This is a genomic window from Streptomyces sp. NPDC044003, from assembly GCF_056435185.1.
This window is the reverse complement of the sequence record NZ_JBWKFA010000001.1, coordinates 330,902-343,084: the sequence shown is the minus strand read 5'-3', so window position 1 is coordinate 343,084 and position 12,183 is coordinate 330,902. Positions and strand designations below refer to the sequence as shown.

At 70.6% G+C, this 12,183-nt stretch carries 9 protein-coding genes; 5 read left to right on the top strand and 4 right to left on the bottom strand.

Annotated elements, in window-relative coordinates; all coding sequences use genetic code 11:
• Positions 1-29: 29 nt before the first annotated feature.
• Positions 30-1,730, top strand: coding sequence for a coenzyme B12-dependent isobutyryl-CoA mutase large subunit (locus tag AC07AW_RS01495; protein WP_382868109.1), 1,701 nt, complete (start codon positions 30-32; stop codon positions 1,728-1,730).
• Positions 1,731-1,791: 61 nt separating this feature from the next.
• Here AC07AW_RS01495 and AC07AW_RS01490 read toward each other — a convergent pair whose 3' ends face one another.
• On the bottom strand, positions 1,792-2,424 hold the full coding sequence (locus tag AC07AW_RS01490) for a TetR/AcrR family transcriptional regulator (protein ID WP_478813503.1): 633 nt from the start codon (positions 2,422-2,424) through the stop codon (positions 1,792-1,794).
• Positions 2,425-2,754: 330 nt separating this feature from the next.
• On the opposite strand from AC07AW_RS01490, the gene AC07AW_RS01485 reads away from it, so the two are divergent.
• The 4 genes from AC07AW_RS01485 (at position 2,755) to AC07AW_RS01470 (ending at position 6,939) form a co-directional block, all read left to right on the top strand.
• On the top strand, positions 2,755-3,720 hold the full coding sequence (locus AC07AW_RS01485; protein WP_478813502.1) for a tetratricopeptide repeat protein: 966 nt from the start codon (positions 2,755-2,757) through the stop codon (positions 3,718-3,720).
• Between the two features lie 592 nt (positions 3,721-4,312).
• A complete protein-coding gene (locus tag AC07AW_RS01480) occupies positions 4,313-4,978 on the top strand; it encodes a DUF6230 family protein (RefSeq protein ID WP_478813501.1) in 666 nt (221 codons plus the stop codon).
• A 118-nt stretch (positions 4,979-5,096) separates the two neighbouring features.
• A complete protein-coding gene (locus AC07AW_RS01475) occupies positions 5,097-5,666 on the top strand; it encodes a DUF6114 domain-containing protein (protein WP_478813500.1) in 570 nt (189 codons plus the stop codon).
• Positions 5,656-6,939: a hypothetical protein gene (locus AC07AW_RS01470; protein ID WP_478813499.1), complete on the top strand. Its 1,284-nt coding sequence runs from the start codon at positions 5,656-5,658 to the stop codon at positions 6,937-6,939. The genes AC07AW_RS01475 and AC07AW_RS01470 overlap by 11 nt, the downstream gene beginning before the upstream one ends.
• Positions 6,940-7,025: 86 nt before the next feature.
• Here AC07AW_RS01470 and pyk read toward each other — a convergent pair whose 3' ends face one another.
• From pyk to pta, 3 genes are all read right to left on the bottom strand, one after another.
• A complete protein-coding gene (pyk, locus tag AC07AW_RS01465) occupies positions 7,026-8,456 on the bottom strand; it encodes a pyruvate kinase (RefSeq protein WP_478813498.1) in 1,431 nt (476 codons plus the stop codon).
• 82 nt (positions 8,457-8,538) lie between these two features.
• On the bottom strand, positions 8,539-9,762 hold the full coding sequence (locus AC07AW_RS01460) for an acetate kinase (RefSeq protein WP_478813497.1): 1,224 nt from the start codon (positions 9,760-9,762) through the stop codon (positions 8,539-8,541).
• Complete coding sequence (pta, locus tag AC07AW_RS01455) at positions 9,759-11,840, bottom strand: phosphate acetyltransferase (RefSeq protein ID WP_478813496.1); 2,082 nt, start codon at positions 11,838-11,840, stop codon at positions 9,759-9,761. Before pta ends, AC07AW_RS01460 begins: the two co-directional genes overlap by 4 nt.
• Between the last annotated feature and the right edge of the window lie 343 nt (positions 11,841-12,183).

The window sequence follows — 12,183 nt, the reverse complement described above, 5'->3', positions numbered from 1 at the left end:
TTACTAGGACGTCCTAGTAAATTTGAAGCATGGACGCTGACGCCATCGAGGAAGGCCGCCGTCGCTGGCAGGCCCGTTACGACAAGGCCCGCAAGCGGGACGCCGACTTCACCACGCTCTCCGGCGACGCCGTCGAGCCGGTCTACGGGCCCCGGCCCGGCGACACCTACGAGGGGTTCGAGCGCATCGGCTGGCCCGGCGAGTACCCCTTCACCCGGGGACTCCACCCGACCGGCTACCGGGGCCGGACCTGGACCATCCGCCAGTTCGCCGGCTTCGGCAACGCCGAGCAGACCAACGAGCGCTACAAGATGATCCTGGCCGCCGGCGGCGGCGGCCTCTCCGTCGCCTTCGACATGCCCACCCTCATGGGCCGCGACTCCGACGACCCCCGCGCCCTCGGCGAGGTCGGCCACTGCGGTGTCGCCATCGACTCCGCCGCCGACATGGAGGTCCTCTTCAAGGACATCCCGCTCGGCGACGTCACCACCTCCATGACGATCTCGGGGCCCGCCGTCCCCGCCTTCTGCATGTACCTGGTCGCCGCCGAGCGCCAGGGCGTCGACCCGGGCGTCCTCAACGGCACGCTCCAGACCGACATCTTCAAGGAGTACATCGCGCAGAAGGAGTGGCTCTTCGAGCCCGAGCCCCATCTGCGCCTCATCGGCGACCTGATGGAGCACTGCGCGGCGAACATCCCCGCGTACAAGCCGCTCTCCGTCTCCGGCTACCACATCCGCGAGGCCGGCGCGACGGCCGCGCAGGAGCTCGCGTACACCCTCGCCGACGGCTTCGGCTACGTGGAGCTCGGCCTCTCCCGCGGCCTCGACGTCGACGTCTTCGCCCCCGGCCTCTCCTTCTTCTTCGACGCGCACCTCGACTTCTTCGAGGAGATCGCCAAGTTCCGCGCCGCCCGCCGGATCTGGGCCCGCTGGATGAAGGAGGTCTACGGCGCCAAGACCGACAAGGCGCAGTGGCTCCGCTTCCACACCCAGACCGCCGGTGTCTCCCTCACCGCCCAGCAGCCGTACAACAACGTCGTACGGACCGCGGTCGAGGCCCTCTCCGCCGTCCTCGGCGGCACCAACTCCCTCCACACCAACGCCCTCGACGAGACCCTCGCACTCCCCAGCGAGCAGGCCGCCGAGATCGCGCTCCGCACCCAGCAGGTGCTGATGGAGGAGACCGGCGTCGCCAACGTCGCGGACCCGCTGGGCGGTTCCTGGTACGTCGAGCAGCTCACCGACCGCATCGAGGCCGACGCCGAGAAGATCTTCGACCAGATCAAGGAGCGCGGCCGCCGCGCCCACCCGGACGGTCAGCACCCCATCGGCCCGATCACCTCGGGCATCCTGCGCGGCATCGAGGACGGCTGGTTCACCGGCGAGATCGCCGAGTCCGCCTTCCAGTACCAGCGGTCCCTGGAGAAGGGCGACAAGCGGGTCGTCGGCGTCAACGTCCACCACGGCTCCGTCACCGGCGACCTGGAGATCCTGCGCGTCAGCCACGAGGTCGAGTGGGAGCAGGTCCGCGTCCTCGGCGAGCGCAAGGGACGCCGTGACGACGCCAAGGTCCGCGCCTCGATCGACGCGATGCTGGCCGCCGCCCGCGACGGCTCGAACATGATCGCCCCGATGCTGGAGGCCGTCCGCGCCGAGGCCACCCTCGGCGAGATCTGCGACGCCCTGCGCGACGAGTGGGGCGTCTACACGGAGCCCCCGGGCTTCTAGGACCCCGCAGACGACAGGGGCGGTACGGGAACTCCCGTACCGCCCCTGTCGCGTCACCGGCTCAGCCGGCCGCCGCCGCGGCGCCCAGGCCGCCCATCAGGAGCGCCGAGAGACGGCCCGCCCAGGGGCCGTCGACCGGCTCGGCGCTGACAAGGGCCCGGTGCACGACCGCGCCCGCGACGACGTCGAAGATCAGGTCGTCGGTGGCGTCCAGGGCGACCGGGTCGAGGTGGTGCGGCAGTTCGCCGCGCTGCTGCGCCCGCTCGCGGCCCGCCAGGACCAGCCGCTTCTGCCGGTCGACTATGGAGGCGCGGATGCGCTCGCGCAGCGGCTCGTCCCGGGTCGACTCGGCCACCACGGCCATCAGGGCCGTCTTCGTCTCGGGCCGTTCGAGGAGGGCCGCGAACTGCAGCACCACATGCTCGATGTCGGCCTGGAGGGAACCGAGGTCGGGCAGTTCGAGTTCGTCGAAGAGGACGGCGACGGCGTCCACGACGAGTTCGTTCTTGTTGGCCCAGCGGCGGTAGAGCGTCGTCTTCGCAACCCCGGCGCGGCCGGCCACGTCCCCCATCGTGAGCTTGGACCAGCCCAGCTCGACCAGGGCCGCGCGGGTCGCCTCCAGGATGGCCGCGTCGGCCTCGGTGGAGCGGGGGCGCCCGGTACGGCCGTTGCGGGGGTTGGTGCGCTTACACATGGAAAGCGACCATACCCGCCGGTAGGTATACCGCCAGGGGTCGGTGATGTGAGGCAGTTCACCGTGCGGATCCCGCTCGCGCCCTCCCGCGGGATCCTTCCCCGGAGTTACGCTACGACCTGTAGCGAAAGGCATTGAGCGGCCTGAGCGACAACCACAGAGTGCCGGGTGGGGACCCGGCGCGAAAGTAGGCACCGGGTGGGGACCCGGCGCCGACGAAGACGAGGAACCGTGTCGTCCTCGCGTCTCGCACACCGGCGGGAGATGCGTGGACGGCACGGTTCAGCCATGGCTTACCGGTTACGCGCGCGGAAGGGGGAGGATGTATCCATGCAGCCCCGAAACATGTCCATGAGCGGCGTCGTCGACCTCGCCGCGGTGAAGGCGGCCGGAGAGGCCAAGGCGAAGGCGGAGCAGACGCGCGCCGAAGCCGCCCGGCAGGGTGGTTCCGCCGCCGTGCCCCCCTCGGCCCTGGTGATCGACGTCGACGAGGCCGGCTTCGAGCGCGATGTGCTCCAGCGCTCGGCCGAGGTCCCGGTCGTCCTCGACTTCTGGGCCGAGTGGTGCGAGCCGTGCAAGCAGCTCGGCCCCCTCCTGGAGCGGCTGGCCGTCGAGTACAACGGCCGCTTCCTGCTCGCGAAGATCGACGTCGACGCCAACCAGATGCTGATGCAGCAGTTCGGCATCCAGGGAATTCCGGCCGTTTTCGCGGTGGTCGCCGGTCAGGCGCTGCCGCTGTTCCAGGGTGCGGTGCCCGAGGCGCAGATCCGGGAGACCCTCGACCAGCTGATCCTGGTCGGCGAGGAGCGCTTCGGTCTCACCGGCATCGCCGTGGACGCGGACGCCGACGCCTCGGCCCCCGCCGCGCGGCAGGCCGGTCCGTACGACGCCCTCCTCGAAGCGGCCATGTCCGCGCTCGACGCGGGTGATCTGGCGGGTGCCGTCCAGGCGTACAAGAACGTGCTCGCCGACGACCCGGCCCACCCGGAGGCGAAGCTCGGCCTGGCGCAGGCCGATCTCCTCCAGCGGGTGCAGGACCTGGACCCCGGCGCCGTCCGTAAGAACGCGGCGGACAATCCGGCCGACGTCGCCGCGCAGATCGCCGCCGCCGACCTCGATCTGGTGGGCGGTCATGTGCAGGACGCCTTCGGGCGTCTCGTGGAGACCGTGCGCCGCACGGCGGGCGAGGACCGGGACGCGGCGCGGCTGCGGCTTCTGGAGCTGTTCGAGGTGATCGGCGCCGACGACCCGCGTGTGACGGCGGCCCGGCAGGCTCTCGCCCGGGTGCTGTTCTAGCTCCTCGGGTGTGCCGGATCGTCCGACGATTTGGCAGCAGGGTGACAAAACGCGGCCGCGCTTTACCAAAACTTGGTAATCGCGGCCGCTGTTACTTGCAGTAAATCGAACCCGGCGTTCTGTCCGTATTCATCCGATGATCTCCCGACATTCCCTGTCGCTCGAACGTACCCAGCGTGCCCGTTCGGTCCCGCCCCGCCATGGCGTGGTTATCCACCCGTTACTAGCCAGTAACGAACCCCCTTGTGCGGGGGCCCGGAATGGACCACGATCGGCGACGCTCGGTCCGAACCGCACGACCCCGGCAACCAACCGGGATCACGGCGAGGGTCCCCACCGAGTGGACCGGTGTTCCGGCACCGGTCGTGGACAGGGGGGTTCCCGCTCTCACCGAACGGGGCCTGTCCAATCAGGCCGTGCCCGATGGTGCGGCCCATGGTTGTCGCTCGGGGGTGATCGCCGGTGATTCGGACGCGCATCGCGCCGCCTGATGCCTCGGCGCTCTCCTTCCCGAGGACGTAGCTCTTCTCCCATCCCAGGGTGGCCCCCCGGGGTCCCTCCGGAGATGTACGTCCGAGAAGGAGGAATTCTCATGAAGTCCCAGGTTCGTGGCGGGACCAGATGGAAGCGGTTCGCCGTCGTCATGGTCCCGAGCGTGGCCGCGACGGCCGCGATCGGTGTCGGCCTCGCCCAGGGCGCCCTCGCCGCGTCCTTCAGCATCTCCGGCCAGGAATTCAAGGTTAAGGCCAACAGCCTCGTCGGTACGGACTTCGTCCAGTACGGCAGCGTCGACGCGGGCAAGGACCTCGAGGGCAAGGACTTCGCCGCCCCGGTGGCCGTGTCCGGCTTCTCCGAGGCCTGGATCACCAACATGTGCCAGTCGGTCGTCACGCCGAAGGTGCCGTTCATCGGTGACGTCACCCTCCGCCTGGAGGCCGGCACCGACGCCGTCAAGACCGGCAAGGACGAGGACAAGGTCTACGCGAAGGGCATCTACCTCGATGTCTCCGAGCTCAAGGCCGACGCCGAGTTCAGCAACATCGACATCGGCGTCGCCGCCGGTGCCCTCCCGAAGTCGCCGGGCAAGCCGGGCATCCAGCCCAACACCAAGGCCAACCCGTACGGCTTCGGTCAGCGCGCCGAGCAGGCCACGCTGAACAACGTGCAGCAGAAGGCCTGGGCCACCACGGCCGGCACCTTCAAGCTCCCCGACCTGCACCTGTCGCTGAGCCGGGGCACGGACGCCGAGTGCTACTAGGACCGGCCGGTCCCTGAGGACCGATCCGTCCGGAGGGTGGGGCCGTCACGTGCGGTCCCACCCGCCAGGTTCCTTCTCTTCATCTTTCTCAGCAACACCGCTTCCAGGGAGCTGTTCCATGAGCGCCGAGATCCCCGCCTCCCGCGAAGTCCCCCAAAAGGAGAACCGGTTCAAGGTCTGGCGGCAGACCCGGCCCTTCTGGGCGGGACTGTTCACCATGATCGGCGGCGTACCGATCGCCTACCTCCCGTACGGGGACATGCGGCTCGGCAACGTCACGCTCGCCATGCAGACGACCGCCGGAGCCGGCGCGCTGATCATCGGCGTCCTGCTCATCACGCTCGGTCTGACGATGTGGTTCCAGCCCGTCGTCCGGGTCTTCGCGGGCGTCGCGGCGATCGTCCTGGCCCTCGTCTCCATCCCGGTGTCGAACTTCGGCGGCCTCGTCATCGGATTCCTCCTGGCCCTCATCGGAGGCGGCCTCTCCGCCGCCTGGGCGCCCGCGCCCCCGGTCGAGGAGAACGAGGACGCACAGCACGACGGTCGGCCGGAGGCCTCGGAGGAGGCCGGTGCGGAGCCCGCGACGGAGGTCGTGCCGGCGGCCGCGGTCCCGGAGCAGCGCGAGGCGGAGCACCAGGCGACCGAAACGACGATCGACGCCAACGGCGGGAGGAACAGTGCGGGGTGACGAGAATCAGTCGGCGCTCGCGAAGGAGGGCCCGCGGCACGCGGCCCCGCGCAAGTCGCTGCTGAACAGGATCCAGGGCCCCGCCGGGAAGGCGATGGCGCTCGCGGCCATGCCGACCGCGGTCTTCGTGGGCATGGGCCTGACGCCCAGACTCGCCCTCGCGGACGACAAGGAGATCCCCTTCGCCCCCGGCCCCTGCGTGACGCGCTCCGACGAGCCGGCCGCGGACGCGACGGACACGCCCAAGACCGGCGAGAGCACCAAGCCCACCGCCACCGCGACGGTCCGGCCGACGGACACCCCCTCGGCCACCGCCACGCCGTCCGCCACCGCGACGCCGTCCGCGACCCCGACGCCCACCGCGACGGCGACCGGACAGACGGCCGCGCCGCAGACGCAGGCGACGAGCGCCCCCGCGCCCACGGCCACCCCCACGCCGACGGCGTCCAAGAACCCGCTGGACCCGCTGGGCCTGGGCGACGCCCTGAAGGACCTCTTCGACGGCCCGGACAAGCCGACGGCCGGCGCCACGCCCACGACGGCGCCGACCACGGCCGCGCCGACGCAGACGCAGGCCCCCGTCGACAAGGCGCCGGTCACCGACGCGCCCTCGACGACCACCACCACGGCCCCGAAGCAGCAGGCGGACGCGGCCACGCAGAAGACGAAGACCGCGATCGAGACCGCCGCCGAGAAGGCGGGCGTGAAGGTCGAGGAGCTTCCGGAGAGCGCCAAGGGCCTCGACGCCAAGAAGGACACGGACATACCCGACGGGGCCAAGCCCCGCTTCCCGTGCCCCGAACTCGACGCGCAGGCGCTCGCCGACGCCGAGCTGGAGCCCGGCATCCCCCTCCTGCCGGACGAGCCGTGGCGCCTGGAGAGCTCGCTGCTCACCCTGAACGGCCTGAAGTACCACGGCATCGTCGAGGTGAAGACCGGCAGCGGCAAGATCAAGAAGGTGCTGAAGTTCACCGCGTCCTCGGTGGACATCAAGGACCTGCACCAGCTGACGGAGCACTCCGAGGGCCGCACCGGCCACGTCCGCTCCGACAAGGGCTCGACCTCGACCATCCGCAACGGCACGGTGACGATGTACACGGAGGAGCTGAAGGGCAACCTCTTCGGCCTCATCCCGATCACCTTCGGCCCCGAGTCCCCGCCCCCGCTGGACGTCCCGTTCGCCTTCTTCACCAGCGTGAAGCTCAAGCAGGCGGGCCAGTTCGGCGGCACCCTCAAGGTCCCGGGCCTCCGCAACACGATCGAGCCCAGCTGATCCCCCGTACCACTCCGGGAGCCGCACACGACGAGGGCCCCCGTCCGATCCGGACGGGGGCCCTCGTCATGGCGTCAGGCGCGGCGTCAGGCGCTCTCGGCGCCGCCCAGGTGGTGGACGCGGACCATGTTGGTCGTGCCCGGGACGCCGGGGGGCGAGCCGGCGGTGATCACCATGGTGTCGCCCGCGTTGTAGCGCTGGAGCTTGAGGAGCTCGGCGTCCACGAGGTCGACCATCGCGTCGGTGTTGTCCACGAACGGGACGAGGAAGGACTCCACGCCCCAGCTCAGGGTGAGCTGGTTGCGGGTGCCCTCGTCCGTCGTGAAGGCGAGGATCGGCTGCTGCGTGCGGTAGCGGGAGAGACGGCGGGCCGTGTCGCCGGACTGCGTGAAGGCGATCAGCGCCTTGCCGTCCAGGAAGTCCGCGATCTCGCAGGCCGCGCGGGCGACCGAGCCGCCCTGGGTGCGCGGCTTCTTGCCCGGGACCAGCGGCTGCAGGCCCTTGGAGAGCAGCTCCTCCTCGGCCGCGGCGACGATCTTCGACATCGTCTTCACGGTCTCGATCGGGTAGGCGCCGACCGAGGACTCGGCCGACAGCATGACCGCGTCCGCACCGTCCAGGATCGCGTTGGCGACATCGCTCGCCTCGGCGCGGGTCGGCCGCGAGTTGGTGATCATCGACTCCATCATCTGGGTGGCGACGATGACCGGCTTCGCGTTGCGGCGGCACATCTCCACGAGGCGCTTCTGCACCATCGGGACCTTCTCCAGCGGATACTCCACGGCGAGGTCGCCACGGGCCACCATGACCGCGTCGAAGGCGGCGACGACATCGGCCATGTTCTCCACGGCCTGCGGCTTCTCGACCTTGGCGATGACGGGGACCCGGCGGCCCTCCTCGTCCATCACCTTGTGCACGTCCTTGACGTCGTTGGCGTCGCGGACGAAGGACAGGGCGACCATGTCGCAGCCCATCCGCAGGGCGAAGCGGAGGTCGTCGACGTCCTTCTCCGACAGGGCCGGGACGTTGACCGCCGCGCCGGGCAGGTTGATGCCCTTGTGGTCGGAGATGACACCGCCCTCGACGACGATGGTCTTGACCCGGGGACCGTCGACCTCGACGACCCGCAGCTCGACGTTGCCGTCGTTGATCAGGACCTGGTCGCCCTTGGAGACGTCGCCGGGCAGACCCTTGTACGTGGTACCGCAGATCGACTTGTCGCCCGGGACGTCCTCGGTGGTGATGGTGAACTCGTCACCGCGCACCAGCTCGACCGGTCCCTCGGCGAAGGTCTCCAGACGGATCTTCGGGCCCTGGAGGTCGGCGAGGACGCCGACGGCGCGCCCGGTGTCCGCGGAGACCTGCCGGACGCGGTCGTACCGCTCCTGGTGCTCTGCCTGGGACCCGTGGCTGAAGTTGAATCGGGCCACGTTCATACCGGCCTCGATGAGAGCCTTCAGCTGCTCATACGAGTCGACGGCGGGGCCCAGCGTGCAGACGATTTTGGAACGGCGCATGAGGCGGATCCTATCGGTTTGTTTCACTGCGGAATATTCCGTCTGGCGGAAAGTACAAATGGGCGCGGGCCCGCTCAAGCGTTCACTCGTTCGAGCTCGCCCCGTCCAGAACGAGCGCGTAACTCTGCCGTGCGATCTCCAGCTCCTCGTCCGTCGGCACCACCGCGACCGCCACCCGCGCGTACACCGGCGAGATGATCCGGGCCTCGTCGGAACGCACCGCGTTGAGGTCCGCGTCCACAGCGAGCCCCAGCTCCTCAAGGCCCGCGATCGCAGCCTCCCGCACCGGCGCCGCGTTCTCGCCGACCCCCGCCGTGAACGCCACCGCGTCCACCCGGCCGAGCACCGCGTAGTACGCGCCGATGTACTTCTTCAGGCGGTGGACGTAGATGTCGAAGGCGAGCGCCGCCCGCTCGTCGCCCTCGTCGATCCGCCGGCGGATCTCCCGCATGTCGTTGTCGCCGCAGAGCCCCACCAGACCGGACTTCTTGTTCAGCAGCGCGTCGACCTCCTCCGCCGACATGTCCGCGTTCCGCATCAGGTGGAAGGTCACCGCCGGGTCGATGTCGCCCGAGCGGGTCCCCATGACCAGGCCCTCCAGAGGCGTCAGACCCATCGAGGTGTCCACGCACCGGCCGCCCCGCACCGCGGAGGCCGAGGCGCCGTTCCCCAGGTGCAGCACGATCACGTTCACCTCCTCCGGCTCCTTCCCGAGCAGCCGCGCCGTCTCCCGCGAGACATAGGCGTGCGAGGTGCCGTGGAAGCCGTACCGGCGGATACGGTGCGCGTCGGCGGTCTCCACGTCGATCGCGTACCGCGCCGCCGACTCCGGCATCGTGGTGTGGAAGGCGGTGTCGAAGACCGCCACCTGCGGCAGGTCGGGGCGCAGCGCCATCGCCGTACGGATGCCGACGAGGTTCGCCGGGTTGTGCAGCGGCGCCACCGGCACGAGCCGCTCGATCTCCGCGAGGACCTCCTCGTCGATGACCGTCGGCTGGGTGAACCGCAGCCCGCCGTGCACCACCCGGTGGCCGATCGCCGCGAGTTCGGGGGAGTCCAGGCCGAGACCGTCCGACGCCAGCTCCTCGGCGACCGCCTTCAACGCGGCCGCGTGGTCGGCTATCGGCCCGTTCTTCTCGCGCTTCTCCCCGCCCTGCAGCGGGGTGTGCACGACACGGGAGGTCTCCTCGCCGATCCGCTCGACCAGACCCTGCGCGAGCCGGCTGTCGTCCTTCATGTCGAGCAGCTGGTACTTCAGCGAGGAGGAACCGGAGTTGAGGACCAGAACACGGGTGGGGAGGGTCATGCCGGGAGCTCCTGGGCCTGGGACTGGATCGCCGTGATGGCGACCGTGTTGACGATGTCGCTGACGAGCGCGCCGCGCGAGAGGTCGTTCACGGGCTTGCGCAGGCCCTGGAGCACCGGGCCGACGGCCACGGCGCCGGCCGAACGCTGCACGGCCTTGTAGGTGTTGTTGCCGGTGTTGAGGTCCGGGAAGATCAGCACGGTCGCCTGGCCCGCCACCTCCGAACCCGGCAGCTTCGTCGCCGCGACGGAGGGCTCGACCGCCGCGTCGTACTGGATCGGGCCCTCGATCCGCAGCTCCGGATGCGCCTCGCGGACCAGCTTCGTCGCCTCCCGCACCTTGTCGACGTCGGCGCCCGAGCCCGAGGTGCCCGTGGAGTACGAGAGCATCGCGATCCGCGGCTCCACGCCGAAGCGGGCCGCGGTCGCCGCCGACTGGGCGGCGATGTCCGCGAGCTGCTCGGCGTTCGGGTCCGGGTTGACCGCGCAGTCGCCGTACACGAGGACCTTGTCGGCCAGGCACATGAAGAAGACCGACGAGACGATCGACGCGTCCGGCTTCGTCTTGATGATCTCGAACGCGGGCCGGATGGTCGCCGCCGTGGAGTGCACGGAACCCGAGACCATGCCGTCGGCCAGACCCTCCTGGACCATCAGGGTGCCGAAGTAGTTCACGTCCGAGACGACGTCGTACGCGAGCTCGACGGTGACGCCCTTGTGGGCCCGCAGCGCCGCGTACTGCTCGGCGAACGTGTCGCGCAGCTCCGAGGTCTGCGGGTCGATCAGCTGCGTGTCGCCCAGGTTCACGCTCAGGTCGGCGGCCTTCTTGCGGATGACCTCGACGTCGCCGAGCAGCGTCAGATCGCAGACGTCACGGCGGATCAGCACGTCGGCGGCGCGCAGCACCCGCTCCTCGGTGCCCTCCGGGAGCACCACCCGGCGCCGGTCGGCCCGGGCCTGTTCGAGCAGCTCGTGCTCGAACATCATCGGGGTGACCCGGCCGCTGCGCGCGACCGAGACCCGCTTGAGCAGGTCGGCGGTGTCCACGTGCCGCTCGAAGAGACCGAGGGCGGTCTCGGCCTTGCGCGGGGTGGCGGCGTTCAGCTTGCCTTCGAGCGCGAACAGCTCGGCGGCGGTCGGGAAGCTGTTTCCGGGCACGGAGATGACCGGGGTGCCCGGTGCGAGGCGGGCCGCCAGGGTCAGGATCGCCGCGGGCGGACGCTCGTCGAGGGTGAGCAGCACGCCCGCGATCGGCGGGGTGCCGGCCGAGTGGGCGGCGAGCGCGCCCACGACCAGATCGGCCCGGTCCCCGGGGGTGACGACCAGACAGCCCGGGGTCAGCGCGTTCAGGAAGTTCGGCAGCATCGCGCCGCCGAAGACGAAGTCCAGCGCGTCCCGCGCGAGGCCCGCGTCGTCGCCGAGGACGACGGAGGCGCCGAGCGCGTGGGTGATCTGCGCGACGGTCGGCGCGGCCAGCGCCGGCTCGTCGGGCAGGACGTAGCAGGGCACGGGGAGCCGGGCCGCGAGCCGCTCGGCGATGGCCTCCCGGTCCTCGCCGGCCACCCGGTTGACGACCATCGCGAGCACGTCGCAGCCGAGCCCGTCGTACGCCCGGAAGGCGTTGCGCGCTTCGGCCCGTACGGACTCGGCGGGCTGGCCCTTGCCGCCGACCACCGGGATGACGGAGGCGGCGAACTCGTTGGCGAGGCGCGCGTTCAGCGCGAGCTCGTCGGGGAGCTGGGTGGCGGCGAAGTCGGTGCCGAGGACCAGGACGACCTCGTAGTCGCGGGCCACGGCGTGGAAACGGTCGACGAGCCGGGACACCAGCTCGTCGGTGCCCCGCTCGGCCTGGAGCGCGGAGGCCTCGTGATAGTCCATGCCGTAGACCGTCGACGGGTCCTGGGTGAGCCGGTAGCGGGCGCGCAGCAGATCGAAGAGCCGGTCGGGACGGTGATGCACGAGTGGCCGGAACACCCCCACCCGGTCCACCTGGCGAGTGAGGAGCTCCATGACTCCCAGCTCGACGACCTGGCGGCCGTCACCGCGGTCGATCCCGGTCACGTACACGCTGCGCGTCACGCCGTGGTCTCCTGTCCAGTCCTGCGGAAGGGGCCGAGCGGTGCCCTCGCGGCACCTTTGCGCGGCCCGTGCGTCAATCGACAGTGCTCAGAAAGCCCCGATAGGGCGGCATTACCCCCTTGACAATACCCCCGCCACTGGTTAGGTCGCCCGCCGGACGAAGGGCCCCGGGAGCCGGGACGAAAGGCCTCCGCCGGGCCTCCGCCGGGCCTCCGCCGGGCCTCCGCCGGGCCTCCGCCGGGCCTCCGGCAGGGACGCGCTGACGGGCGACGAGCGCGCCCGTCAGGCGGAGCGTGTGAGAATTGCGGTGGCTCATAACGGACCGCGACCGAGCAGGAGACAC

What these genes read in the sequence shown, in the direction of transcription:
- AC07AW_RS01495 (WP_382868109.1), top strand. Translation starts at nt 30, where the DNA reads ATGGACGCTGACGCCATCGAGGAAGGCCGCCGTCGCTGGCAGGCCCGT.
- AC07AW_RS01490 (WP_478813503.1), bottom strand. Translation starts at nt 2,424, where the DNA reads ATGTGTAAGCGCACCAACCCCCGCAACGGCCGTACCGGGCGCCCCCGC.
- AC07AW_RS01485 (WP_478813502.1), top strand. Translation starts at nt 2,755, where the DNA reads ATGCAGCCCCGAAACATGTCCATGAGCGGCGTCGTCGACCTCGCCGCG.
- AC07AW_RS01480 (WP_478813501.1), top strand. Translation starts at nt 4,313, where the DNA reads ATGAAGTCCCAGGTTCGTGGCGGGACCAGATGGAAGCGGTTCGCCGTC.
- AC07AW_RS01475 (WP_478813500.1), top strand. Translation starts at nt 5,097, where the DNA reads ATGAGCGCCGAGATCCCCGCCTCCCGCGAAGTCCCCCAAAAGGAGAAC.
- pyk (WP_478813498.1), bottom strand. Translation starts at nt 8,456, where the DNA reads ATGCGCCGTTCCAAAATCGTCTGCACGCTGGGCCCCGCCGTCGACTCG.
- AC07AW_RS01460 (WP_478813497.1), bottom strand. Translation starts at nt 9,762, where the DNA reads ATGACCCTCCCCACCCGTGTTCTGGTCCTCAACTCCGGTTCCTCCTCG.